This window comes from Cellvibrio sp. UBA7671, assembly GCA_002483145.1.
Classification (GTDB): domain Bacteria; phylum Pseudomonadota; class Gammaproteobacteria; order Pseudomonadales; family Cellvibrionaceae; genus Cellvibrio; species Cellvibrio fibrivorans.
This window is the reverse complement of sequence record DLHJ01000019.1, coordinates 192303-217118: the sequence shown is the minus strand read 5'-3', so window position 1 is coordinate 217118 and position 24816 is coordinate 192303. Positions and strand designations below refer to the sequence as shown.

The 24816-nt window shown below is 48.2% G+C and carries 22 protein-coding genes; 9 read left to right on the top strand and 13 right to left on the bottom strand.

Annotated features, from left to right (window positions below):
* Nucleotides 1-46 precede the first annotated feature (46 nt).
* The 4 genes from B4E62_RS19965 to B4E62_RS19950 form a co-directional block, all read right to left on the bottom strand.
* Complete coding sequence (locus B4E62_RS19965; RefSeq protein WP_331353300.1) at nucleotides 47-844, bottom strand: EcsC family protein; 798 nt, start codon at nucleotides 842-844, stop codon at nucleotides 47-49.
* 94 nt (nucleotides 845-938) lie between these two features.
* The gene (locus B4E62_RS19960) at nucleotides 939-2228 is read right to left on the bottom strand and encodes a cation:proton antiporter (RefSeq protein ID WP_331353299.1); all 1290 of its coding nucleotides are present in this window, start codon (nucleotides 2226-2228) and stop codon (nucleotides 939-941) included.
* Nucleotides 2229-2483: 255 nt separating this feature from the next.
* Nucleotides 2484-3320, bottom strand: coding sequence for an alpha/beta hydrolase family protein (locus B4E62_RS19955; RefSeq protein WP_331353298.1), 837 nt, complete (start codon nucleotides 3318-3320; stop codon nucleotides 2484-2486).
* Nucleotides 3321-3484: 164 nt separating this feature from the next.
* A complete protein-coding gene (locus B4E62_RS19950) occupies nucleotides 3485-4510 on the bottom strand; it encodes a GlxA family transcriptional regulator (protein WP_331353297.1) in 1026 nt (341 codons plus the stop codon).
* A 202-nt stretch (nucleotides 4511-4712) separates the two neighbouring features.
* On the opposite strand from B4E62_RS19950, the gene B4E62_RS19945 reads away from it, so the two are divergent.
* The 5 genes from B4E62_RS19945 to B4E62_RS19925 all read left to right on the top strand — a co-directional run bounded on the left by B4E62_RS19945 (nucleotide 4713) and on the right by B4E62_RS19925 (nucleotide 9925).
* Nucleotides 4713-5780: a class I SAM-dependent methyltransferase gene (locus tag B4E62_RS19945; RefSeq protein ID WP_331353296.1), complete on the top strand. Its 1068-nt coding sequence runs from the start codon at nucleotides 4713-4715 to the stop codon at nucleotides 5778-5780.
* 333 nt (nucleotides 5781-6113) lie between these two features.
* Complete coding sequence (locus B4E62_RS19940) at nucleotides 6114-6725, top strand: YigZ family protein (RefSeq protein WP_331353295.1); 612 nt, start codon at nucleotides 6114-6116, stop codon at nucleotides 6723-6725.
* Nucleotides 6726-6777: 52 nt separating this feature from the next.
* On the top strand, nucleotides 6778-7668 hold the full coding sequence (locus B4E62_RS19935; RefSeq protein WP_331353294.1) for a DMT family transporter: 891 nt from the start codon (nucleotides 6778-6780) through the stop codon (nucleotides 7666-7668).
* A 26-nt stretch (nucleotides 7669-7694) separates the two neighbouring features.
* Nucleotides 7695-8975, top strand: coding sequence for a DUF445 domain-containing protein (locus tag B4E62_RS19930; RefSeq protein ID WP_310075034.1), 1281 nt, complete (start codon nucleotides 7695-7697; stop codon nucleotides 8973-8975).
* A gap of 92 nt (nucleotides 8976-9067) precedes the next feature.
* Nucleotides 9068-9925 carry a YciI family protein gene (locus tag B4E62_RS19925; RefSeq protein ID WP_331353293.1) on the top strand — a complete coding sequence of 286 codons (858 nt, stop codon included), beginning with the start codon at nucleotides 9068-9070 and terminating at the stop codon, nucleotides 9923-9925.
* Between the two features lie 79 nt (nucleotides 9926-10004).
* Here the strand turns inward: B4E62_RS19925 and B4E62_RS19920 are convergent, their stop codons facing one another.
* The 7 genes from B4E62_RS19920 to B4E62_RS19890 all read right to left on the bottom strand — a co-directional run bounded on the left by B4E62_RS19920 (nucleotide 10005) and on the right by B4E62_RS19890 (nucleotide 18528).
* Nucleotides 10005-10664 (bottom strand): hypothetical protein, encoded by a 660-nt coding sequence (locus tag B4E62_RS19920; protein WP_331353292.1) that lies wholly within the window; start codon nucleotides 10662-10664, stop codon nucleotides 10005-10007.
* A 169-nt stretch (nucleotides 10665-10833) separates the two neighbouring features.
* Nucleotides 10834-12009, bottom strand: coding sequence for a low temperature requirement protein A (locus B4E62_RS19915; protein WP_310075039.1), 1176 nt, complete (start codon nucleotides 12007-12009; stop codon nucleotides 10834-10836).
* Between the two features lie 3 nt (nucleotides 12010-12012).
* Nucleotides 12013-12297: a hypothetical protein gene (locus B4E62_RS19910; protein ID WP_310075041.1), complete on the bottom strand. Its 285-nt coding sequence runs from the start codon at nucleotides 12295-12297 to the stop codon at nucleotides 12013-12015.
* A 37-nt stretch (nucleotides 12298-12334) separates the two neighbouring features.
* A complete protein-coding gene (locus tag B4E62_RS19905) occupies nucleotides 12335-15406 on the bottom strand; it encodes an ATP-binding protein (protein ID WP_331353291.1) in 3072 nt (1023 codons plus the stop codon).
* The gene (locus B4E62_RS19900) at nucleotides 15385-16659 is read right to left on the bottom strand and encodes an EAL domain-containing response regulator (RefSeq protein ID WP_331353290.1); all 1275 of its coding nucleotides are present in this window, start codon (nucleotides 16657-16659) and stop codon (nucleotides 15385-15387) included. Before B4E62_RS19900 ends, B4E62_RS19905 begins: the two co-directional genes overlap by 22 nt.
* Nucleotides 16660-16743: 84 nt before the next feature.
* The gene (locus B4E62_RS19895) at nucleotides 16744-17586 is read right to left on the bottom strand and encodes a protein-glutamate O-methyltransferase CheR (protein ID WP_331353289.1); all 843 of its coding nucleotides are present in this window, start codon (nucleotides 17584-17586) and stop codon (nucleotides 16744-16746) included.
* A 318-nt stretch (nucleotides 17587-17904) separates the two neighbouring features.
* Nucleotides 17905-18528: a response regulator transcription factor gene (locus tag B4E62_RS19890; protein WP_310075050.1), complete on the bottom strand. Its 624-nt coding sequence runs from the start codon at nucleotides 18526-18528 to the stop codon at nucleotides 17905-17907.
* A 158-nt stretch (nucleotides 18529-18686) separates the two neighbouring features.
* On the opposite strand from B4E62_RS19890, the gene tcdA reads away from it, so the two are divergent.
* Nucleotides 18687-19511, top strand: a complete 825-nt coding sequence (gene tcdA / locus B4E62_RS19885) for a tRNA cyclic N6-threonylcarbamoyladenosine(37) synthase TcdA (protein ID WP_331353288.1) — start codon at nucleotides 18687-18689, stop codon at nucleotides 19509-19511.
* 13 nt (nucleotides 19512-19524) lie between these two features.
* On the opposite strand, the gene B4E62_RS19880 is transcribed toward tcdA, so the two are convergent.
* A complete protein-coding gene (locus B4E62_RS19880; protein ID WP_331353287.1) occupies nucleotides 19525-19887 on the bottom strand; it encodes a SufE family protein in 363 nt (120 codons plus the stop codon).
* Nucleotides 19888-20140: 253 nt separating this feature from the next.
* Between B4E62_RS19880 and B4E62_RS19875 the strand changes: the two genes are divergently transcribed.
* Entirely contained in the window at nucleotides 20141-21271 is a 1131-nt protein-coding gene (locus B4E62_RS19875) for a glycoside hydrolase family 18 protein (RefSeq protein WP_331353286.1), read from the top strand.
* Between the two features lie 154 nt (nucleotides 21272-21425).
* On the top strand, nucleotides 21426-22757 hold the full coding sequence (locus B4E62_RS19870; RefSeq protein WP_331353285.1) for a GGDEF domain-containing protein: 1332 nt from the start codon (nucleotides 21426-21428) through the stop codon (nucleotides 22755-22757).
* Here the strand turns inward: B4E62_RS19870 and B4E62_RS19865 are convergent.
* On the bottom strand, nucleotides 22740-23582 hold the full coding sequence (locus B4E62_RS19865; RefSeq protein WP_310075062.1) for a TatD family hydrolase: 843 nt from the start codon (nucleotides 23580-23582) through the stop codon (nucleotides 22740-22742). The two genes, B4E62_RS19870 and B4E62_RS19865, sit on opposite strands and share 18 nt — an antisense overlap.
* Before the next feature lie 198 nt (nucleotides 23583-23780).
* Between B4E62_RS19865 and B4E62_RS19860 the strand changes: the two genes are divergently transcribed.
* A complete protein-coding gene (locus B4E62_RS19860) occupies nucleotides 23781-24758 on the top strand; it encodes a GGDEF domain-containing protein (RefSeq protein WP_331353284.1) in 978 nt (325 codons plus the stop codon).
* Nucleotides 24759-24816: the final 58 nt, after the last annotated feature.

Sequence of the window (24816 nt, the reverse complement as noted above, 5' to 3'; positions counted from 1 at the left end):
ACATTTGGTTGCGGTCTTACTGCAGAACTCTGGATAATTCTGTTATTTATTCAAGCTTTGGCAGTTCAAGATAAATGCGCTCGATTAATTCCTTACCATGCTTGCGTTCAAGTCTCCGCACAATAAAGTGCCCTCTTGCCATATCCTGAAAATGATCAATGAATATGGTGTTGATAATTGCCCCACCGGCGGCGCCAATTGCGGGTATTGCCTGAGCTGCAGCTTTTTCTGTTACTTGAATCCCAAATCGCTGCGCTACTGTTGCGATAAATTTAAGTAACAATGGAGCACCTTCGTCCGCCAATTTATTACTTGCAATAAATTCTGAGGCCGCTGCTATAGATTTCGCAAGCGTAGCTCGTACTGCATAGTATCCACTGTCGGTTCCATCGTCAGACCTGCTGTTACCGCCCAAAGCAAACACCTCTAGACACGCCAATTTCGTTTCCATTGCCGAGATAGATTCGCCCTCACTCCGTGCAACATCTGCAATTGAACGCAACATGATTGAAGTGGATATAGGTAATTCAATAGATATGGCTGCAATACCAAAAAACCCACCCACCCCGCCACTCACAGCCACACCCAACTTGTGCCACATATTAGATGACTCCTCACCAGGGATATCTTTCATTGTAAAAATAGCTGCCTGCGATGCCTTAAGTAACGCAGCACGGGTAACTTCGCCGATATTTTTATTCCAGCTATCAGGCAATAGAGCGAGGCCTTTTTCAATAGGAGTGCCGATAAAATTGGTCACCTTTGCCGCCACGCCTGGATTTTCCAAAAGATTTTTTGCTACCTGGAGTTCTTTTCTATCTTGTTCTGAAAAATTATTGTGCATAATTCTCTCCGTGTTTTACCTATGGCGATCCATTAAACCATCCACGCATGATCGCGCAGCGATATTAAAATAGGTCATGGGCTTAGCAGGCAATTTAACGACGTCGCCAAAATTTTTCCATAATGGGTTTCACGCTAATGCCGTGAACAATAATAGACAGCGTTACCACAACAAGGACAAATTGAGTCAGCTGTTGTGCCAGATGTTGATCCAGCCCATGTTGTATTGCATACATCAAATAGTAGATCGAACCAATGCCGCGCACACCAAACCATCCGATCATGCTGCGTAGTTTCCAACTGGTATTGGTTCCGGCCAGGCTGATGTAAACACTCAGCGGGCGGGCAATCACGAATAGAAACAATGCCAAACCAAGGGTTTGCCAAGTCCAGAATTGAAACGCCAGCATGCCCCCAAGCAAAAACACCAATAACATTTCCGATAAGCGCTCAAGATGCGCACCAAAAACCAACGACTCAACACTGATAATTGGTGGCTCAGGATCATTTGCATCAACCGTCAATGAATTATCTTTTTGTTCTATTGCATTAACCTGGCGTGCATATCGCTCGGATAACTTCAATTCAGTTTGACGTAAAGCAACCCCGGAAAAAAATACCGCTAAAAAACCCCAGGCATCAATCGACACGCTTATTCCGTAGACCAGCGCGATTAACCCCAATCCCGCCAGATCATCAAGAATCTCGTGTTTAAATTCACTCCCGCGCAACTTCCATCCGATCTGCGCCAGAAGCATACCGCCAACAATACCGACAGCGATGGCAGCTGAGGTTGCCCACAGCACATCCAGCGTTATCCATTTCCAACCTGAGGTGCCCAAGTCGTGCAAGCCAAGCAAGCCTAATCCCAACATCACAAACGGGAATGCAGATCCATCATTCATGCCTGCTTCACTGGTGAGGTTGAAGCGTAAATGATCTTTATCGCCGGGATGCCGCGATTGCACATCCGTAGCCAACACTGGGTCCGTGGGCGCCAAAATGGCTCCCAGCAACACCGCAAGCCCCAGCGGAAGACTCAAGACAAAGTAAGTGAAAGCAGCAACAAACCCTACTGTAAGGGCCATGGCTACCCAGGCGAGCAAGACTGGCCTGCCCCATTGTTTTACCGTAACCGGCACCGGCATTTTAATGCCCGCCGAAAAAAGGGAAATCAATACAGCCACTTCTGTCAGTATTTCCAGCAGCGGTGCTTCTTCGACAGGATTAAACCGAAAGAGATTTAACACCATGGGGCCTGCAATCAACCCGACTGCCAGGTAAACAATGGAGGAGCTGAAGGGTGAGCGCGTCAGAATCGTGGAGGTCAAACCACGGCCAAGCATGAGCAAACCAATTAATAAAAACCAGGTTCCGTTTTCCATAAACACGACCTACCTAATCGGGCTCGGATGTAGTGAACCATCATTCTGCACCAAGTTAGGCATAACCAATGTGCGCAAGCTATCTTTAGCAATCAAACTGCTATCAAACATGCATCCTATGTGAGCCTCGAAGCTCCCTAGAAACGGTAATAGTGGCTATGTACAAGATCTCACCGTACATCAACCGCCGATTGGTGATATGCAATACGCTGTTCCTTTCCCTGAAAATTGAACCACGCGTTCGGTTTTTTTTGACTATCGTGATATTCGAATAATCCAATCGGATGCGGTAGAAAAAGTTTCCGCCATATTGTTGTGGCCCAACCCTGAAAATACGACATAGTCGTATTCATGGCCTGATTTCCGCAATAATTCGAGTCTTTTTATTGAAAGGTCCACTGGCACACTGCCGTCACCCGTACCGAATATCCACAACCCCGGAATATGTAGTTTTGCCAGGCTATCACTTGGATCAGAATCTTTGCCAAGGAAATCAGGCCAGCGGTATTTTTGTTTTCTCGAATTTATCGCCTCGTCGTAACTTGGAATTTCTTTACCATCCATGTCAGCCGTATATTTACTGAAGATATCTTCCTCACTGACCTTACAGACCGGACCACTCCATAACACCATGAATTTTGGAATAGAGCTTTTTTCTGCAGCTAAAGGAATTATCCATCCGGCCTGACTGATTCCCGCCAAACCTAAGGGCAAATCTGTTAACGCGCGATGCTTCGATAGGACGGCCAATGCTGACACAGCATCGTCTGCCAAAAGACCTATATTTTTTTCGCCCACGCTGCGTTCACTTTCGTAATTGCCACCCGAATCTCCTACCCCGCGCTTGTCATAGACCAGCGCCGCTATTCCATTTTCTGCAAATTTTTCTGCCCAGAACAAACTTCTGGTCTGCTTGCCGGAGCCGTGAACAAATACCACTGCTGCGAAAATTTCTTTATCCTTGGGAAGGAATATAGAACCCGATAGCTGAACATTGTTGCTGGTGAACCGGACCTCCTCTCTTTTAAAACTCTCTCCATGTGCCCGTACAACATGGATAAGTAAAAGCGTAACCACCAGTATATATTTCATGGTCTTCCCCCACCTGTTGAGTTGTTGCCAAATGGAAAAACGTCACGCGCAGTATGTTTTAAGCAACGCTTAATAACTTTACTGGCGTAAAGTTATTTGGACACAGGAAGTGGGATTTTGGATTCACCATAGTGTTTTATTCATATTCACAAACAACTCAATGACTAACGCGCAAACTCCGGAATACAAAACCGTTTGCGATAAGCACTCGGCGCCATACCCGTAGTGCGCTTGAATAAACGCCGGAAAAATGCAGCGTCTTCATAGCCCACTCTCCAACTAATCTCATCAATAGATGTATTGGTTCGCTCAAGCCGACGCTTGGCGTCTTCGATACGCAGGCGTTGCACATAAGCGATAGGTGTGATGCCGGTAGCGGCGGCAAAACGACGTTTGAAGGTGCGCTCGGCAAGGCGCGATTGTTTGATCATTTCGTCAACCGCATTAACCACTGAAAAATGTGTGCTTAACCACTGCTGTGCACTATAGATTTCCGCATCGCCGTGATCGAGCTTGCCTTCAAAAATCATGTAGGGTGTAAGACCATCTTGATGCCATTGCAATGCGAATAAACGCGCAACTTCCTGTGCGGTAGTTGCGCCAGCAAAACGTGCAATTAAATACAGCACCAGATCGTGCCAACTCATAGACGCACCGGAACAAATTAATTCTTCGCGCAGGCCGGAAATTACCAGTACACGTTCTGGATGGATCGTGACTGCGGGATAAGTCGCCGCAAAAATAGCGGCGTAATTGAAATGTACCGTGGCTTCTTTGCCGTCAAACAATCCCGTTTCGGCCAATAAAAAAATCCCTGAGCAGGCTGAGCAAATAATTGCACCGCGCTCATGCATTGTGCGCAGCCATTGAATGGATTGCGGATAACGGTTTTGCTCCCAGCAATCGGCGCGCAATAAAAATGAGGGGACGATAATAATATCGGTTGTCGTGATACCAGTAATTGCGCGCTGCACCTGAATGGGAACACCGCTCACCAAATCCAGCGGCCCCACCACCTCGCCTACAATTTCTACCTGAAACACCGCAGATGATGCAGTAGAATTAATGCCCATGACCGCAACCGAATTCATCACATCGTAAATACCCGCCAGCGTGGACACCACTGCATCGGGCACAGCCAGTAAACTGACGTGATAGGAATTTCCTCTGCGCGCTGCATCATTACTCATTCTGCGATCCTTTTTTATTTATAGGGCGCAGCAAGCCGCGCCCCTACATAACCTGACGAGCGGGGCCCCCACACTGCAATACAAATCTGTCACCCAATGGCATAAACGAACCGATTTTAGGTGATTCCACCTCTTCAGCCTATACCCGATTACATTGATCATGAGCGGCAGCTTTAAACCTATCACTCAAGGAATCAATATCATGAATGCAACTGCAATTAATCCTGCAAAACTGGAAGCTTTTGTCATGCGCGCGGTCAACGATCTTTCAGCATCTTATGGCGGCGCGATGATCAGTATTGGCAGCAAGCTCGGCCTTTATCAAGCTATGGCTGGCGCTGGCCCGCTCAGCGCCAGCGAAGTCGCCTCACGCTCGAGTTGTGCTGAACGCTACGTGCGCGAATGGTTAAATTCGCAAGCGGCGGGCGGTTATGTGGATTATCACGCGCTGAGCGATTGTTACGAACTCACCCCAGAACAGACGCTGGTGTTGGCCGATGAAAACAGCCCGGTATTTATTCCCCATGCATGGAGCGCGGCGGCGTCGCTTTGGTTTGATGAAGAAAAAACCCTGCACGCATTTCGCACTGGAACAGGTGTAGCATGGGGTGACCATCACGGCAGTTTGCACTGCGGCGTTGCAGCATTTTATCGCAATGGTTATCGCGGGAATTTAGTTGCAAATTGGCTGCCTGCACTCAATGGGATAGTCGATAAACTGCACGCAGGCATTGCTGTTGCCGATATCGGATGCGGCCACGGTCATTCCAGTATTTTAATGGCACAAGCCTTTCCCAATTCACGCTTTTATGGCTTTGATGCACACGCAGAGTCGATCCACACCGCACAACAAAATGCGCGCATTGCGGATATTGCTGAGCAAGTGAATTTTGATATCGCCACCGCCGTGTCCTACCCCAATCACCGATATGATCTCATTTGTTTTTTTGATTGCCTGCACGATATGGGTGACCCGGTTGCAGCCGTAAAATATGCCGCGCAAACATTGGCACCCGGCGGCACAGTGATGTTAGTCGAACCCTTTGCGCATGATCGAATTGAACAAAACCTTTCCCCTATTTCCCGCGCCTATTACGCGAGCTCAACAACCGTTTGTTGCGCTCATGCCATTTCCGAAGGTGGAAAGATGGTGCTGGGCGCACAAGCGGGTGAAGCACGCTTGGCAGACGTGTTTCGTAAAGCGGGTTTCACACATTTTCGGCGCGCAGCGGAGACTCCGTTTAATTTAATTTTTGAAGCGCAGATCTAATGTTTATCTATTTTACTAACCATAAAAAACTTGATGCGCCTAAAGCATAATTCACCTGACCCGTGTAATAGCATCCACGATATGCATGGGTGAGATGTCGGCAGCATGCCTGCCGGTATATTACTCATGCCGTTTCAAATCGAGCCTGAACCAACTTTATTCACACCATCATTAAGCAGTGATGGCGACTTGCTCCAGATATCCGCCGCGTACACTAACTACACAAACCATTCATTCATCCCACTTGCTTTAGATCCCAGCGCTCACAGAAATCGAATTCGCAGTGTAACTTGCACTATAATTCCCACTTTCGTTTTCACCCTGAGCGACTCCATGTCCATCTACACCATTCTCGCCGCACCTATCGCAGCAACCACTGAAGAAAAAAACAGTGAATTTTTAACCTTTCTACACCCTGTTACTTCGCGTGATGAAGCGATGGTGCATGTTGATGGCTACCGAAAACAATATCCCGATGCGGCCCATGTGTGCTGGACATATGTAATCGGAAATACCCGCCAGCCGCAGACACAAGCATTTAGCGATGATGGTGAACCTTCCGGTACAGCGGGAAAACCTATGTTGCATGTATTGACTGAACGCGAGTTGGGCAATTCGCTTGCCGTGGTAGTGCGTTATTTTGGCGGAGTGAAATTAGGTGCGGGGGGATTGGTGCGTGCGTATTCGGGCGCAGTATCTGCAGCAGTGAATTGCGCGCAGTTAGTAGAAGTGACCCCCTGCATACACATTCATATCACTGTGGATTTCGCCAAGGAAACCAAAATTCGCCATCTAGTGAATACGTATCAAGGGCAGGTTTTACATGTGGACTATGCCATGCAAGTCACTTTGCAAATCAGCCTCGCCGCTGCGCAAGCAGAGTTATTTACGCAACAAGTCATTAATGAAACAGCTGGCGATGCGCTTGTTCATATTGATGATTGAGTAGTTACCACACCGCCTTTATGATGTCGCATCCACCACCTTGAACCCCGCCATGAAATATCCTCCTGCGATCATCGGTATTATTTGCATTCTTGTCGGCACCTTTTGTTTTGCTGCAAAGGGGATTGTCATCAAGCTCGCGTATCAATATGGAATCACCGCTACGCCATTGCTGGCATTGCGTATGTTATTTGCAATTCCATTTTATGCAGCGGTTGCGCTCTGGTTGCAAACCCAACAACTCACACCACTCGCAAAAGGTGATGGCTGGAAAATTATCGGGCTGGGGTTGTTGAGTTATTACGTCTCCAGCCTGCTCGATTTTATGGGGCTGCAATATATCTCGGCGGGCTTGGAGCGATTGATTTTGTACATCTATCCAACACTGGTGTTATTGATGTTGGCATTTTGGAAAAAGGAAAAAATAACACCTAAAACAAAAATTGCATTGGCACTGGCTTATGCAGGCATGTTGTTGGTATTTATCCAGGATTTACGCTTAACCAGCGAATGGAACTACACTTTGCTGGGTACGAGCCTGGTTATCCTGAGTACCATTTTTTTCGCTTTATTTGTCGTCCTGGCGGGCGATACGATTCCCAAAGTTGGTGCCAGCCGTTTCACGGCTTACGCCATGTTATCCGCTTGCGTAGGTGTGATACTGCACAGTTTAACGCTGGAAGGAGTTGCTAATCTTAAGCAACCGCAACCGGTATATGTTTTAGCAATAGTCCTCGCGTTCTTTTGTACGGTTATTCCCAGTTTTTTAATGAATAAGGGCATTAGTGTCATTGGCAGTGGCCGTGCGGCAATTCTTGGTAGCATTGGCCCGGTGATTACCTTATTTCTTGGCGCCCTGATATTGCATGAGCCCATTACACTGGTGCAGCTACTCGGAGCTTTACTGGTGATTAGCGGTGTTACCCTCGCCACCAGAAAATAGCAGTGTTGTAAGGGAGTGATCAGTAAATGACTAAAGAAATCGAACTGCAAAAATCCAAACGCCTTGCTATGTATTTTCTGGCGTTTGCCGCGCTCACTTTTATTAGTACGTTATTTTTGCCTGCCGAGCGATGGTGGGTCGGATTAATGAGGGCGATATCTGAAGCGGCTATGGTGGGCGCGCTGGCAGACTGGTTTGCGGTAGTGGCGCTGTTCAAACGCGTACCCATTCCAATTGTCTCTGCGCACACCGAAATTATTCCAAAAAATAAGGATAAAATTGCAGATAATCTCGCGCTGTTTGTGCGAGAAAAATTTCTGGATGTGGAGTCCATTGTTGCGCTCATTCAAAAACACGATCCTGCACAAAAAGCGGCAGACTGGTTGTGTGCCGCCGACAACACCAAAAAACTGGGTACCTATTTAGTCAAAATAACCGCGGGCATGCTCGATTTTATCGAAGACGCAGCTGTGCAAAAATTCATGACCAAAGCGATTCATGCGATGCTGGACAAAATCGATTTATCCCAATCCGCTGGCATGCTCCTAGACGTCATGACTAAAAATAATCGCCACCAGGCCCTGCTTAACGAAGGGATTAATCAGTTTGCATCAATTTTAGCCGAGAACGAGACGCAGACCTTTATCGCCGAAGGAATTGTTGACTGGCTTAAAGATGAACACCCGGTTGCAGAAAAAATTATGCCTTCAGGTTGGGTTGGTCGCACCGGTGCTGACATTGCAATTAAAGCAGCAAGCCGCTTATTGAATGAGATTAACGAGAACCCTGACCATCAACTGCGCATTAAATTTGATGGCTACACAAAAGATTTTATTACACGTTTGAAAACAGATCCCGAGTTTTTTGAAAAGGCAGAAGAAATCAAACGCTACTTAAAAAATGATGAAACCTTTAATACCTATATGGGTGAACTCTGGCGCGATTTAAAAGACTGGCTCAAACGCGACTGTGCAGATAAGAATTCCGTGCTGCATCAAAAAATCAGTGCTGCCGGTCAATGGTTAGGAGAAACCCTGGCGCACGATGCAAATTTACGCCAATCCCTTAATCAGCATATGGAAGACGCAGCAAAAAAAATGGCTCCAGATTTTGCGCTATTCCTAACGGCACATATCCGGGATACGGTGAAAGGCTGGGATAGCAAAGAAATGTCACGCCAGATTGAATTGAATATAGGCAAAGATCTGCAATATATACGCATCAACGGCACCATCGTGGGTGGATGTATAGGTTGTCTGCTTTATTTGATATCCCATGCGCAGGAACTTTTTCAGTTTTTATTTTAATCCCGCTGTCGATTTCCCCAAACGCCGTTCGACTATTGGGTAGCAAGTAACAAAACCCACCCTAAATATTGGTTTATATAGGAGATACCACAATGAAAGTCATGGTCATAGTAAAAGCATCGCCCGGTTCTGAAGCGGGAAAAATGCCAACTGAGGCGCTGATGTCAGCGATGATGAATTTTAATGAGGAGCTGGTAAAAGCCGGCATTATGGAATCGGGCGACGGGCTTAAGCCCAGCAGCCAAGGCTTGCGTGTGCGCTTTAGCGGCGACAAGCGGGTAGTGACGACTGGCCCCTTTACTGAAACAAATGAATTAATTGCCGGTTATTGGATTTGGAATGTGAAATCCATGGAAGAGGCCGTTGAGTGGGTGAAGAAATGCCCTAATCCGATGGAAGAGGAAGAGTCGGATATCGAGATCCGCACCTTTTATGAGATCGAGGATTTTGCGGTTGCTGACCCCGATGGCGCATCACGAGAAAAAGATGCTGCATTGCGCCATGCATTAGCCATGCAAAAAGTAGAAGTGAACAACTACTTATTTTTCTCTGGCCGCTGCGATGAAGCCCTGGCGTTTTATAAACAACATTTAAGTGCGGATGTTAAATTCCTGATACGTTTTAACGAGAGCCCTGATGCTGTTCCTGAGGGAATGCTTCAAGACGGTTTTGAAAATAAAGTCATGCACGCTGAATTTAGCCTCGGCAATGTGCGGGTAATGGCATCTGATGGTTGCAATGATGTGGAGAAATTCAGCGGATTTCGCCTGGCACTGAATGTTCCTGATGAAGATGAAGCTCGCCGCATTTTTGCCGCACTTGAGAGCAACGGTGGAAAAGTGGATATGCCGCTGATGAAAACCTTTTGGTCGCCGCTCTACGGGCAGGTCACTGACCAATTTGGTGTGGGTTGGATGGTGATGTTGCCGGGTGAAGAACCCGCGCAATAACCAATGCAAAAAATAAAACCGGCAGGACATTGGTGCGCACTATCTGCGCCAATTTCCTGCCGGTTTTTTTCAACCAGGATTATTTTTCAACCAGTTTGCATTGCCTATGAATAACAGAACTCAGTGCAATCATTAACAAGCCGCTTATCAACAATATGAATAGTGATGGTTCAGGAACCGATGTGGAATAGTCGTAAAATAAATTATCCACCACAGCGCCCGTTCTTAATCCATAAAAGGCTTCCAGTGTAATAAAAGAAATCCCCTCGGGTGCATAAAAACTCACTAACTGATTATCGATATAAGGTGTTTCATTGTAGGGACCTGCATAACCTGATGTTTGTTTTTGTGCGAGCCAACCACCTTCGCCAAAGGCATTGAGAAATACTGCCTGCTCATGTGCCGCGCTGACATACATACTGACGTAGGTTGGCAAGTTACCGACAAACCTGAGCAGTAAAAAGTTACTGCCGAGCAGTTGGTTGTCATTGCTACCATCGGGAAGGGATTCACCTACCAGAAAACCACCGTCAATCAATAAACCTTTGTCGAGGTACTGGTCGGTGAGCGGGTTATCAGAAAAATGAGGGAACATTTCATCAGCAGGTACATATTGAATGTCGTCAAAATCAATAACAACTGCATTGGCGGAGTTTGTTCCTGTCAGTACCAACGCGATTACCGTCGGAAGTGCAAATTTTTTTATTTGTTTTACGATGCGATAAAATATGGCGCCCATAATAACCTCCGATCATTTTTGTGAAGAGATTGCGAATCACTGTATCGCAGGAATAACCCAAAACAGGCCTCACGCTAACAGAAAAATTTTATTGATCTTGTGATTCGCAACGACTTTTTACAAAAAGCCCTGCCATAAAAGACAATATAATTTTTATCGGAACGAAAATTTAATCTTTTAGCGCCATTGTCTCCCATATTGCTACCACAACCAGAATCCCGGTAGTGACCGCACTCAATCCCAATGCAGAAAAATGGTGATGGGTGGCGAGCGGAATGGCAGCAAGCAGCAACAGCAAACCAACCATGTGTGACAAGGGCGGTGTCCGGCGGTCATTGGTCACCCATTTAAATAACATGCAGCCCAATAGATACAGCGCAGGGCCGCCGATAATTGCCGCCACCCCTGCTGGAGATGCATGGTCGGGATGGGCAAGCACCAGCTCGTCGGCAACCGCGCAGACTATAATGCCCGCTACAATCGGCGCATGCATATAAGTGTAAGCGAGGCGCGCTTGGCTGCCGGGGTCAGCAGAATGAAGGATGCGGTGATGAGCACGTTGCAAACCTGAATCAAAATAAATCCACCAGAGCGCAATTGAACCAACCACCGCCACCAAAAATGCGGCGATAACATTGGCGGTCCACTCTTGATCCGCAAAGGTTGCCCCCGTCACCAGCAACGATTCACCCAGCGCAATAATCACAAACAAGGCGCAGCGCTCAGCCATGTGGTTGCCTTCCACATCCCAATCCGTTGTACTTGCACGCCCCAAACCCGGCACCCAAAAAAGTGCAGCGGGCGAAATAAATTCAATAAAAAAAGCAATGCACCAGAGGATAAAACGCGGCTGCCCTTCCGCAAATCCACCAGCGAGCCAGAACACCGCCGAGAGGCACAACCAGATAAAAATGCGCTGGAAACTGCGCACAAAATTGCGCGCGCTGTTGCGGATCGCGTAGAGGAAAAATGCTGTGCGTCCCACTTGCATACACACATAAGCACAGGCAAATAATAATCCGCGCTCGCCAAACGCATCGGGGATAGAGGCAGACATCAACAAGCCCGCAAGCATCAATGCAAATAAACATAAACGTACTGGCAGACGTTCAGGGTCTAACCAGTTGGTGACCCAAGAGGTGTAAATCCAAACCCACCAGACGGCGAGCAAGAGCAAAAAATGTTTGATCGCGCCGTCGAGCGTTAAATGTGCAAGCAGTGAATGGGAGATTTGGGTGATGGCAAATACAAACACCAAATCGAAAAACAGTTCAACCATAGTGACCTTGCCACTCTGGTTACTACCACCCGGGTCACGACCGCGCGCGCGGAGTAAAGACAACATCAATTATTTTCCTTTTTGCAAATGCGTGAGCCGCCACCAGGTCAGCAGCGCGGCCGCAGCAGGAACACCAAACACCAGCAGGAAGATGGGCAACTCTTGCATAAAGGTGTAACCGGCGTGGTTGATACCGATCCACATATTGATGGCAGCTATAACAAACCAGAGCGGAATAAAAAGCAGCTCTGCTTTAGCCATAGGTTTTACCCCCGCACCAGCAAATACCCGCGCGACTAGCTGGCAAAAAAATAACAACACAAAGCCACCGACCAAAACCATAAGTGTGTGCATAGCGACTCCTACTGAAAAATGACGTTAACAATCATTATTAATTATGTTGCAGATTTAAACCCAGCGAGACCAACTCCACCATAGCGGTGAGTTCAACACCCAGCTTATCAACCAATTCTTGCTGCCACTCACCATTATGCAAATGTTGCTCCAGATTAAAACAAATAATTTCCAGTTGGCTCATACCCAAACTACCGGCGAGGGATTTAAGTGAGTGCACCTGATTGAGCGCCTCTGCAGGGTTGTTTTCCAGCAGCCCAGTCAATTGTGCTGGAAATGTGGCGCGCTCACGCGCAAACCGTTCGAGCAAACGGCGATAGAGCGTCTCATTGTCCATTAAATTATGCAGCGCGCGCGCCGTGTCGATTCCACCATTGTGCAAAAATTCAAAACTGCTGGCTTTGGGCACCAGATCATCGGCCACGCGGCAGGCATGCCCCCACTGCTCCAATACACTATGCAATTGCGCAGGCTCAATCGGTTTGGATAAATAATCATCCAAGCCCGCGGCGAGATAGGCCTCTCTATCGCCCGGCAACGCATTCGCAGTTACCGCAATAATGGGGAGATGTTTACCCACCGGCAATTCGCGGATGCGCGCGGTGGTTTCAACACCGTCCATACCCGGCAATTGAATGTCCATCAATACCAGATCAAATGCCTGCTGTTGGATAATAGCGATGGCTTCTGGCCCCGAGCCGACACAAATAGCCGTTGCTTCCATAGACTCCAACAGCGATAAAATAATTTCCTGGTTGAGCAAATTATCTTCCACCACCAGAATGCTGCAGTGGATGGGCGCCAATTTTTTGGGGCTGGGATCTGCTTGCAGGATATTGGGCGCGGGTGCGCGATTATTTTTTTCCAACTGCACGCGCAAGCGGAAACAACTGCCCTGCCCTTCGGTACTTTTGACATCGATGCGCGCCTGCATCAAATCCGCCAGATTTTTACAAATCGACAACCCCAAACCTGTGCCTTCAAAACGGCGCGTGCTGGAGGAATCTACTTGCTGGAATGGCTGAAATAAATTTTGCACTTTTTCAGCATCAATCCCAATCCCGGTATCTTCCACTTCAAATAATAACTCGACGCGCTCTTGCCAATCACGCACTTTGGTTACACGAATACTGATGCTGCCGTGATCGGTAAATTTCACGGCGTTTGCGCAAAAATTAATAAGGATTTGGCCGAGCCGGAGGGAATCACCCAACAGCACCTTGGGAATTTGCGCATCAATTTCCACATTCACTTGCAGGCCTTTTGCCGCTGCTTTATCCCACACCAGATCAACTGTTTTATCCACGAGTTGATCGATAGAGAATTCACTGTGATCGAGCGAAAGTTTGCCCGCCTCCATGCGCGAGAAATTCAAAATATCATTAATAATTTGCAGCAGATGCTCACCTGAGTCGCGCATTTTTTCCAAATAAGTGCGCTGCTTGGGTTCGGGCTTACTGGCCAGGGCAATATGCGCGAGACCGATAATCGCATTGAGCGGCGTGCGAATTTCATGGCTCATATTGGCCAGGAATTCCGCTTTTGTTTGTGATGCAGCCAGCGCTTCATCTTTAGCGGACATGAGTTCGTGGGTACGCTCATTGATCATTTGTTCCAGATTTTGGTTGACCTCTTCCATGCGCTGATTGGCCACTATCCGCTCGGTAACATCGACCCAAATGCAGGTAATCGCCTGCGGCTCTTGCCCCTTGGTATGGATGATCGGGAAACGCACTATGCGGTAGTAACGCGGATTGCCGTCGGGGTGGCGCAATTCAGAGACAACATCATTCCAATAGGAATCAGCGCCGACGTTTTCCTCGGCTTGAAGGAGTGGCTTGAGCCAGTTGGGTGCGGGTACGTCATGTATATCGCGCCCGAGCAAATCGCTTTCATCCAGTTTAAGCAAGCTGCAAAACGCCGGGTTGACCATAATCAACTGGTGATCAATGGAGGTCATGTGTGTCGCTGCCGGTAAATTATCCAACAGCGAGCGGAAACGCCCTTCACGCATCAATGCACTGCGACGATTGAGAATCGCGGTGATGGTCAACACCACAATTAATAAATTGGCCGCGACACTCAAGCCGATAATAATATTGCGCGAGGCGAGATAAGGCCCCATCGCCTCTTCCACATCCTGTTCGATGATCACACCCAATTCCATTTCATCAATCCAGCGGCCTGCTCCGGCTACAGAAATACCGCGATAATCCTGATAACCCACTTTGATTAGTCCGGCTTCACGATTAATTAAAAAATCCACCATATCGGTCAATGGCCCCTGCTCACCGCGAGCGAGGGGACGCCGAACTTCGGCCCCAATACGCGCCGCTTGTTGTTGCGCTTCGGTGCTTGAATTATCCATTTGTGTTGGCGCAAAACGCGCGGGCGTAACAAAGCGGCCACGGTTGTCGATAGCGTAAATTTCGCCTGAACGACCGGTGCGCCCTTTAAAAAAAATCGGAAAAAAACTCGATTGGGTATTGAAGCGCAAACAAAAATAGCCGGGCGCTGTGACCTCTGATTCGAACAGCACACACATGTTTTGCATAAGTGTGCCCGCCGGTTGCAGGCCGCGCGGCCCATCGATAGGGAGTACTGCCGCTACCGGGCGCGAAATAGCCGGACGCTTGGCAAGCGCTTTATCAAGCACCTCAATGGTCTCAGGCAATAACACCGGTTGTTTGCGATAAGCTTTCGTACTGGCAGCAACCAATACACGCTCGTGATTAATCACTGAAAAGCCATCAAAGCCCATCACCATCAATACCGGATACAACCATTCGCGCAGCGCATCATGGGTAGCAGCCTTATCGCCCTGCTCCAGCAGCACCTGTTTCAGCAGGGTTTTGCCTTGGGTCGAGTTAGCCAACATATGGATGGCGGCGAGATTTTGTTGTTGCCAGAGCTGAATCAACTCGGTGAAGGAGTTGAGTGAAGTTTGCAGATGCGCGCGCACAATCCGCTCCTGACTGGAATGGATATGACGCAATGCGAGGCTAGTAAAAAAAAACAGCAGCACTATAGCGAGTGCTGCTGACAACAGGGTGGGATTAACCAGCGAGAAAAAATGAAAGTATTTGTTTACCCGAGACTTGTTTGGCATATGGTGTTTTTACGTTGCAAATCCTGTTCGACCCAGCCCATCAGCTCGCGCCCAGGCATGGGGCGTGCCAGCAGGAAGCCCTGCGCCTGTTTACAACCCAGGCTTTTGAGCAAGTGTAGCTCGGCTTCTGTCTCCACACCTTCTGCAACGGTAGTAATTCCCAAACGCTGCCCCATTTCGATGGCCGATTTCAAAATATTGCGGATATATTGCCGCGCCGGAGCGCCCTGAATAAACGAGCGATCAATTTTCAATTCAGAAAACGGGAAACGCGACAGCTGCTGCATGGACGAAAAACCGGTGCCGTAATCATCGATGGAAATACCAAAACCTTTCAAACGCAAACGGCTGATGGTGGCTAACGCCGAAGGCAAATCGACCACCAATGCGCTCTCGGTAATTTCAAAGGTAATAAAGTGCGCAGGTATGCCCTGACGAATTACGCGCTGGATAATTTCGTTCGCGAGATTAAATTCGGCGAGAGATTTCGCTGAGAGGTTAATTGCCACGGGAATATATTGCCCCAGCTCCCACCAGCCATTCATGTCTTGCAACACCTGGTCGAGCACAGAGAGAGTCAAATCGCCAATCAAACCGTGCTCTTCCGCCATGGGAATAAACACGCCGGGTGGAATCCAATCGCCTTGCAGGTTTTTCCAGCGCGCCAGCGCTTCCACGCCCGCTATCTTCATAGTTTCAAGATCCATTTTGGGCTGGTAATACACCTGGATTTTAGCGCGGTCCAACGCCGTTTTTAATTGTTCAACATCAGTTTCTATCGGCGGGCGCTCCTGGTCGGGCGGGCAAATACCGGTGTTATAACTGTTGAGTGCATCGGCCAATTCAACCGGGTTGACCGGTTTGCGAAAAGCACCGAGCAAATTAATACCCAAGGCTTCCGCCATGGTGGCAACTGCGCTGATGAGCACTTCATCGGAGCTGCTGGCTAAGACGACTGCAGGTTTGTGCGGCAATTGCGCGAGTTGTTGCAATACTTCGATGCCGTCCATAACCGGCATTTCCAAATCCAGCAACATCACCGCAGGGATTTGTTCGAGCTGCGCGAGTTGATCCAGCGCTAATTTTCCATTGGCCGCTTCGTACACCTGACTGACACCAAAAGCGCGCAAACACATATGCGCGCTGTACCTGTGCATGCTGCTATCGTCTACTACCATTACCCCTTGCTGCACAATATTGCCGTGCAAATTGAGTGAAGGGTTTTGGCTGGCCGATGTATTAAGTGAAATCATATGTCGCTCACTGGCTCCGAGATGCGGAAGAATAGCAAATTTACACAGGTTAACAGCACCGGGTTGCGCGCTACCTGGCATGCCTTAACTCGCCACGCGCTTGAACGCAGGTACAGCTGCAGCAGGCTTGCGATAAATCGATGGGCTAACCGCTTTAATATCGACTTTCAACCCCTGCAAACTTTCGCAGTGGCCCAAAATTAACCACCCACCAGGGCGAAGTGATTGCAACATATGTTCAATTACTTTTTGTTTAGTTTCACTATCAAAATAAATCAGTACATTGCGCAAAAAAATCACATCAAACTGTTCATTGGTTTCACGCGGATGCAGGAGATTATGCTGTTCAAAGGTGATGCGTGAGCGCAGTGAGGGCACTACTGCCAACATACCTTCATATTCACCAATACCGCGACGGCAATAATTTTTTAAATAATCGGTCGGGATATGGTTGATACGCTCAGCGCGATACACGCCAGTGCGTGCATGCTCCAATACCTTGCCGGAAATATCGGTAGCCAAAATATCCCAATCGCATTTACCCAGAGTGTCAGCCAATACCATTGCAATACTGTGCGGCTCTTCACCAGTAGAAGCGGCGGCACACCAGACGCGCATTTTGTTGTAACCCTGCTGCGGAATAATTTCATCGCGCAAAAAATTAAAATGCGCTGGCTCGCGGAAAAAATAGGTTTCGTTCGTGGTGAGCAAATCCAACATAGTGCTGCGCTCTTGTGCACCGGCAGGGCTGGAAACGTAAGCGAAATAGGTTTCGTAATCTTTGTGCCCCAACAATTCCAGACGGCGCCACAGGCGGCCAGTTACCATCGCCGTTTTATCGGCGCCAATAATGATACCCGCAGTGCGATACACGTAATCGCGGATTTTATGGAAAGCAAATGGGCTGATGTTGGAATGTGTACTCATAATCCTGGTCGTTACTGGGTTCATCATGATTGGCAAAGGTGCCGATTATTGAAAAGATCCTTGATCTCACAGTGCGGTGCTTTGCCCTGAGGCGAGTCACCTTCATTGGTTCCCAGTGTGCCGGTTTGGCAAAAAAGTCGTGAGAGTAAAAATACTCAGGTGGCGTGAGGGATAACACCTAGTGGGACAGTACCTGGAGTGGTGAGTCTAGTGTCAGGCAAACCTAGAGGGGGTATTAACCAAGGTGAGAACGGAACGTGACCCACCTGTAAAAGGGAGATTAAGCGTTTGAAAATACAGGTTTTTTTTGAAATTAAACTAACGGCTCGCCACCGGCATCATAAAATCACGCATTAATTCCATCGCCGAATTAACGCGCAGTTTTTCCATAATACGCGCGCGATGGTTTTCTACCGTGCGCACACTCAGGTTGAGCTTTCCGGCGATATCTTTGCTGGGCAACCCGTCGAGCACTGCCTGCAAAACTTCCTGCTCTTTAGGGGTGAGCAGTGCGATGCGCGCTTCGCGTGTGGCCAAATGTAGCCGCTGCTGATGCAGCTGGCGGCTGAGTGAGAGAGCGGCTTGCAACTTCTCCAGAAACTGGTGGCCATTGATGGGCTTTTCAACAAAATCAAAAGCGCCCTGCTTCATGGCCTCTACCGCAGCGCTCACCTCCGCATAACCGGTGACGATAATCAGTGGTGGCGGCACGGCGTAGCGTTGTTGCAAGACCTTGTGCAGTTGCAAACCACTTACACCGGGCATACGCATATCGGTGATCACACATTCGCAGGGGCGCGGGGAATAAGCATCCAGAAAGGCTTCGGCGCTGCTGAAACACACAGGTTCTACGCCGGTAGATTCTACAATGCCGCTCATTAATTCCAGGGTGATGCTATCGTCGTCAATCAAATACGCCGTCGCTATAGCCGTTCTAGTCATGAAGCACTCGTCAGTAAACTCATTTTATGGATAGGCTGCTACCTGATGAGTGTAGCAGAAGGCGCCAAATTTACCGGCTGGCAAGGCTTGCGTTCACGCGGTATCTCCGCTAAAAAGCCGCCCCTTGCACCAGCCTCTTTTTCTTAAATGAGCCGCTTATGAACAGACCAGTCTCTCCCGACTATTTACTGCGCTTTGGTGGCCTTGCGCGCCTGTATGGGCACGACGCACTGCAAGCCCTCACCAATGCCCATTTTGTGGTGATTGGATTGGGCGGCGTAGGCACCTGGGTAGCCGAAGCATTGGCGCGCTCGGGGGTGGGTGAATTAACCCTGATCGAGATGGATGAAGTCTGTGTCACCAATACCAATCGCCAATCGCACGCGCTTAAATCCAACCTCGGGCGCCCAAAAAACCAGGTGATTACCGAGCGCTTGCGCGATATCAACCCCGAGCTGGTAATTCATTCGATTGAGGATTTTATCGATCAGGACAATATGAAAACCCTGATCGGTAAACAACACCATGTAGTGATCGATGCAATTGACGCAGCGCATTTAAAAGCTCGCCTAGTCGCTTATTGCCTGGCGATCAAAGTGCGCCTGATTACCATTGGCTCCTCGGGTGGTAAACGCAACCCGCAAGCGGTAACGGTGGATGATTTGGGGCGCAGCATCAGCGACCCCATGCTCGCCAAAGTGCGCACGCAGCTTTATCGCCACCACAATTTTGCGCGCGATAAAAACCGTAAATTCCGTGTTGATGCGGTCTACTCCACCGAGCAGATGGTCTACCCGCAACCAGATGGTTCAGTATGCATGGACAAACAGGCGCTGGCCGACGGCGTGAAACTGGATTGCGCGGGCGGTTTTGGTTCCAGCCTAATGGTAACGGGAACCTTTGGTTTTATCGCTGCAACGCGGGCGATTGAACGCTACCTTGATAAACAGCTGGGGGATAAACAGAAAAAAACGATGGATTAAATCACTGCAGGTGTTAAGTATCCACAAAGGCTAGCGCGCGCAAGATGATGCGACTGAAACCATTATTGCGCGACGGTGTGAGATGTTTCTCCAAACCCAAATCCCGCAACGATTGGACAAGATTCTCACCATCAATCTGCGCAGCTGTTTTTCCGTTTAATTGCACCAACAACAGCACCGCCAACCCATTCATCACACTGCTGTCGGAATCGAACTCGAAATAATGGTGTTCACCTTTCCGCTTATGCACCAGCCAAACAGGCAACTCGCAGCCTTTAATCAGGTTGGCAGGCAAGCGGATATCCGGTTTGGGGCGAACCAACTTGCCCCATTGGATAATTAACTTGTACTGCTGCTGCCAATTAGATACAGCCATTAGTTCAGGTAACTTTACAGTACCAAGGTCATCGCGGCTAATCACACAGGAATTCTCAAAACACAGGAGGGAAAGCGATTATAGAGGCAAGTGCAAACTTTAAGAATCTTTACCTACACGCGACACTTATGCCGCAATTCTGCGGTTAGAATATAACCACACAATAATTGCTGCACGACGGCAAAGTAAGATCACCACTCCCACCCAGCTCTCGCGAATGATAAATACCCGATTTATCCACCGAGGGATGTATATGAAATCATTTTTATCCGCTGTCAGTGCAACATTTTTAGCCTTTGCACTCGGCGCCTGTAGTTCACCACAGACTGCGCAACCACAGACTGGAACCACACCAGCCTCACCCAAAATAATTGCCTACTATATGGGTGACGGTTCAGATTTGCAGCGTTACAACGTTGGCCAACTCACCCATATTATCTACAGCTTTTTGCACTTGAACGGCAATCAACTCAGTTTTGATTCAGATAAAGACAAACAAGCGCTGCAGCGTTTAGTAGCACTCAAAAAACAATATCCACAATTAAAAGTGATGCTGTCACTCGGCGGCTGGGGTGGCTGCGAAACCTGTTCCGATATTTTTAACACTGTAGAAAACCACAAAGTGTTTGCGCAATCTACACTCGCGATTATTGAAGAATACCAAGCCGATGGCATTGATCTGGATTGGGAATATCCGACGATTGCCGGTTTTCCAGGCCATAAGTATGCAACCTATGATCGCGCAAACTTCACGGCGTTAATCCAGGAATTGCGCGCAGTATTTGGCAGCCGCTATGAATTGAGTTTTGCTGCGGGCGGCTTTGATAGTTTTTTAGAAACCGCAGTGGATTGGGATGCAATTATGCCGCTGCTGGATAACGTCAACCTGATGAGCTACGACATAGTGAATGGTGCAACACCGCATACCGGCCACCACACCGCACTCTATTCCACACCACAACAAAAAGACTCCACCGATAACGCTGTACAGTTTTTATTGCGCAAAGGGGTTGCGCCAGAAAAAATTATTATCGGGACTGCTTTTTATGCGCGTATGTGGGAACAAGTTAACGCAACCAATAAGGGTTTATATCAACCCGGTGTGCATATCGATGGAGCCGACTACAAAGAGTTCGCCACCCGCTTTAGCCAAGCTGACGGTTATTTATACTCGTGGGACGATATCGCCAAAGCGCCAAGTTTCTATAGTCCTAGCAAAAAAATATTTGCGACCTTTGACGATAAACGCTCGCTCGCGGAAAAAGCGCGTTACGTTAAACAGCACAAACTGGGCGGCATGATGTTTTGGCAATTACCACACGATACGGATAAAGACGGATTACTGGATACGATTTATAAAAATCTGACCAATACAGTCAAATAAACTTTAAGTGCGCTGTTTTACTGCAAACTTTTGTATGAGTTTGCGGTAAAACTTCACCAAAAGTTATAAGCGGAAGAAGAGTTACACAAGCTGCTGTCAGCCGAGCAAAATTTGTGTTTTACTTACAAAAATTAACGAATCTATAACACCTATCATGACTATCCAGCACGATATTTTAAAAGCAAGGCTGCTTGGATTACTCATTGTTATCACCCTGCTTGCCCTTGCCTTTCAGGCCTATGGCCCGGAAAAAGTATTGGTGCTCGGGCAAGAGTCAGACCTGTTCATCGATTCTATCGATGACCGTGGCAACGGTGGAAAATCCATCTCAACACTGCAACGGGATGGTGAAAAATTTATTCTCAATTGCGAAATTATCGCCTCTGATTATCAATGGCCCTATTGTGAAATCAGCTTTAGTCTTTCTGACAAAAATGGCATAGGCAGGGATTTAAGCAATTACGAACAGATTAAACTCTGGGCAAAATATTCCACGCCGCAAACATTTGGCGTGCGTTTCCAGTTAATTAATTTTAATCCGGCATATTCACGCCAGGAAGACACCAACTCACTCAAATATAACGCCATTGAATTATTTGACACGCACAAGCGCTATCCGCAAATTATCAAAATGAGTCATATGCAAGTACCCACTTGGTGGCTCAGCCAAGGGAAAATCCCACCGGAATATTGGGGGCCGGAATTTAATGAAGTGCGCGGTGTGCAGGTATCAACTGGCGAACACGTTAAACCGGGTAAATACCAAATGATTATCGAGCGCATCGAGATCAGCGGAAAATACATTCACGATCGCACACTCTATTTAATCCTCTTGAGCCTGTGGACATTAACGGCGCTGGCATTTTTTGTCAGTACATTGAAGAAAGCAAAAATAGAACTGCAGACTAATAGACAGCGCCAGCAACAATTGGAAGACCTTAATCGGTTACTCAACCAGGAGCATCAGCAACTGGAGGAGCGATTAACCCGCGACCCTTTGACCGGTGTATTAAACCGTGATGGTTTAGTGCCGGTGTTTAACCAAAGCTGGAGTGCTGATGCAACTCATTTGCTATCGCTGATTTTTATTGATATCGATCACTTTAAAAAAATCAACGATACCTATGGCCACAATATTGGCGACCAGGTCTTATTGGCCTTTGCACAAGTACTGAGTGCAAATACCCGCACACACGATTTACTCGCGCGCTGGGGTGGAGAAGAATTTGTCCTGGCCTGCCCCGATACCACATTGGAAAATGCCTGCGGTCTGGCAGAAAAATTGCGCCTTTGTATTGAAGAAAATGATTGGCCCAAAGCATTGCATGTCACCGCCAGTTTTGGCGTTGCGCAAATATTAGCGCAAGAATCACCGACCGATTTTATTGCGCGTGCCGATAAAGCGCTCTATGTGGCCAAAGCACAAGGGCGCAATTGTGTACGCGCTTCTACCCAGGCCCCGGCGATATTAACTGCGGTGAAATAAACGCATCGTATTGCGGTAGGTGACCGCGGCAATCTCATCCACAGCTACATCGTGCAAATCCGCGAGCACTTGCGCTATCTGTGGAAGATATTCCGGACTATTGCGTTGCCCCTGGCTGCCATGCAGAGGCATATCCGGAGCATCTGTCTCCAACACTAAAAACTCCAGTGGAATTTTTGCAGCAGCAGCGCGGGTTTTTTGCGCGCGTTCATAAGTGATAGTGCCGCCAATACCAAGATAAAAGCCCAAGTCCACATACTGCTGTGCCACTTCATAACTGCCGCTAAACGCATGAATCACACCACCCGCTACCGGTTTGTGTTTTTTAAGTAATGCAATCATTTCATTGTGCGCCCGAACGCAGTGAACAATCAGCGGTTTATGTATTTGTCTGGCGACATCAATGTGGATTGTGAGTAATTCTTGTTGCAAGTCAAAGGGGGTTGCGATCATCTTGTCCAGACCACTCTCGCCCACGGCGACGCAGCGCGCGGCACACACATTTGTAGAAAGATTAAATTCTTGCAGGATGAGTGCTGTTATTTTTTCTCGCACAGACTTGTCCAACAGATTATTGGTATCAGTTGGAAACCAGGGCTGCTGTACGATCCAATGCGGATGAATACCTGCTGCATAACATAATCCAGCATATTGCACACATAACTGCGCGGCGGTTTGCCACTGATCTGGTGTGACCCCGGGTATTAACAGCTGCGTAATTCCCTCCGCATTGCAGGCTCGCCAAAGCGCGGCGCGGTCAGCATTGAATTCTACAAAATCGAAATGACAATGACTGTCAAAAAAGCGATTATCGAAACAGGACATAGTGATTCATTTACCTATCCAATACCTGAAAATCAGCTAAAAACCAGCTCGCAGGGTAGTGTAGCTAATGTGGTAACACCAAATTCTTCCGCAATGAAGTGGGCAAAACTACGATTTGGCGACTATGCTGTGAGCTGTAAAAAGCGATGCAGGTTAAGCAGCGCGACAATATCTACACGGGAGAATCTGCCGGCAATTATGCTGACTGACTCAAAGAACAAGTTCCAACGTGGGATGGTATATCTGTTTGCCATACTCGCAAGCTTGGTTATCGCGCCCTTTTGTGTGATTCGCTACCTTAACGGCGAGATTGCCAACGCGGCGGTGGACTTAGCCATTGTAATGGCTGCACTAGGTAGTGCTATCTACACTTATAAACTCGGCCAGGCGACACAACTGGTTTCCAATATTACCGCCCTGCTCTATTCCTCAGGCGCGGTTGCAGTTGCCCATCTCAATGAACCCATCTATGTGTTCTGGCTGTTCCCATCGCTGATTGCCAATTTCTTTCTGCTTAACGCAACAGCCGCACTGATTGCCAATGGACTGACCATCGCCGCAGTCCTGCCTATTGCAATAAAACTCAATACCACCACGGAAGCCTTTGCCATGGTTGCCTCGCTGCTGATGTGCGGCAGCATGGCCTACGTTTTCGCACTCCTGACCCACAAACAACAATTGTTGCTGCAAGGTTATGCCAATCAGGATGCACTCACCCAACTCGGTAACCGCCGCGCGATGGATGAAGAGATGCGTCTGAGTATTGCAGACTGCGCGCGCAACCAAACCCCCGCGACGTTGATTATTCTGGATTTGGATTTCTTCAAAATGGTGAATGACAAATTCGGCCATACCACTGGTGATGACGTATTGGTTGATCTGGCCCACTTGTTGACACGGCGCGTACGCAAAACAGATAGGGTTTTCCGTTTTGGCGGAGAGGAGTTTGTGGTGCTTGCGCGCAACACACACCTCGCCGATGCATTGGTGATTGCGGAACAGCTGCGCGTGCAAATTGAGATGGAACTCAATGATCCCGACGGTGCACTCACGGCGTCGTTTGGCTGCGCGCAATTACACATCAATGAAACCCCGGAAGATTGGTTTATACGCGCCGACAAAGCGGTTTATCAAGCCAAACAGCAGGGGCGCAATTGCGTGGTTGCTGCCGAGTAGACACCCGGCAGCGCGCGTGAACTGGCGCCAGCTTTGCGATTCTTTATCCCCATCAAAT

What these genes read in the sequence shown, in the direction of transcription:
- B4E62_RS19965 (WP_331353300.1), bottom strand. Translation starts at nt 844, where the DNA reads ATGCACAATAATTTTTCAGAACAAGATAGAAAAGAACTCCAGGTAGCA.
- B4E62_RS19960 (WP_331353299.1), bottom strand. Translation starts at nt 2,228, where the DNA reads ATGGAAAACGGAACCTGGTTTTTATTAATTGGTTTGCTCATGCTTGGC.
- B4E62_RS19955 (WP_331353298.1), bottom strand. Translation starts at nt 3,320, where the DNA reads ATGAAATATATACTGGTGGTTACGCTTTTACTTATCCATGTTGTACGG.
- B4E62_RS19950 (WP_331353297.1), bottom strand. Translation starts at nt 4,510, where the DNA reads ATGAGTAATGATGCAGCGCGCAGAGGAAATTCCTATCACGTCAGTTTA.
- B4E62_RS19945 (WP_331353296.1), top strand. Translation starts at nt 4,713, where the DNA reads ATGAATGCAACTGCAATTAATCCTGCAAAACTGGAAGCTTTTGTCATG.
- B4E62_RS19940 (WP_331353295.1), top strand. Translation starts at nt 6,114, where the DNA reads ATGTCCATCTACACCATTCTCGCCGCACCTATCGCAGCAACCACTGAA.
- B4E62_RS19935 (WP_331353294.1), top strand. Translation starts at nt 6,778, where the DNA reads ATGAAATATCCTCCTGCGATCATCGGTATTATTTGCATTCTTGTCGGC.
- B4E62_RS19930 (WP_310075034.1), top strand. Translation starts at nt 7,695, where the DNA reads ATGACTAAAGAAATCGAACTGCAAAAATCCAAACGCCTTGCTATGTAT.
- B4E62_RS19925 (WP_331353293.1), top strand. Translation starts at nt 9,068, where the DNA reads ATGAAAGTCATGGTCATAGTAAAAGCATCGCCCGGTTCTGAAGCGGGA.
- B4E62_RS19920 (WP_331353292.1), bottom strand. Translation starts at nt 10,664, where the DNA reads ATGGGCGCCATATTTTATCGCATCGTAAAACAAATAAAAAAATTTGCA.
- B4E62_RS19915 (WP_310075039.1), bottom strand. Translation starts at nt 12,009, where the DNA reads ATGTTGTCTTTACTCCGCGCGCGCGGTCGTGACCCGGGTGGTAGTAAC.
- B4E62_RS19910 (WP_310075041.1), bottom strand. Translation starts at nt 12,297, where the DNA reads ATGCACACACTTATGGTTTTGGTCGGTGGCTTTGTGTTGTTATTTTTT.
- B4E62_RS19905 (WP_331353291.1), bottom strand. Translation starts at nt 15,406, where the DNA reads ATGCCAAACAAGTCTCGGGTAAACAAATACTTTCATTTTTTCTCGCTG.
- B4E62_RS19900 (WP_331353290.1), bottom strand. Translation starts at nt 16,659, where the DNA reads ATGATTTCACTTAATACATCGGCCAGCCAAAACCCTTCACTCAATTTG.
- B4E62_RS19895 (WP_331353289.1), bottom strand. Translation starts at nt 17,586, where the DNA reads ATGAGTACACATTCCAACATCAGCCCATTTGCTTTCCATAAAATCCGC.
- B4E62_RS19890 (WP_310075050.1), bottom strand. Translation starts at nt 18,528, where the DNA reads ATGACTAGAACGGCTATAGCGACGGCGTATTTGATTGACGACGATAGC.
- tcdA (WP_331353288.1), top strand. Translation starts at nt 18,687, where the DNA reads ATGAACAGACCAGTCTCTCCCGACTATTTACTGCGCTTTGGTGGCCTT.
- B4E62_RS19880 (WP_331353287.1), bottom strand. Translation starts at nt 19,887, where the DNA reads ATGGCTGTATCTAATTGGCAGCAGCAGTACAAGTTAATTATCCAATGG.
- B4E62_RS19875 (WP_331353286.1), top strand. Translation starts at nt 20,141, where the DNA reads ATGAAATCATTTTTATCCGCTGTCAGTGCAACATTTTTAGCCTTTGCA.
- B4E62_RS19870 (WP_331353285.1), top strand. Translation starts at nt 21,426, where the DNA reads ATGACTATCCAGCACGATATTTTAAAAGCAAGGCTGCTTGGATTACTC.
- B4E62_RS19865 (WP_310075062.1), bottom strand. Translation starts at nt 23,582, where the DNA reads ATGTCCTGTTTCGATAATCGCTTTTTTGACAGTCATTGTCATTTCGAT.
- B4E62_RS19860 (WP_331353284.1), top strand. Translation starts at nt 23,781, where the DNA reads ATGCTGACTGACTCAAAGAACAAGTTCCAACGTGGGATGGTATATCTG.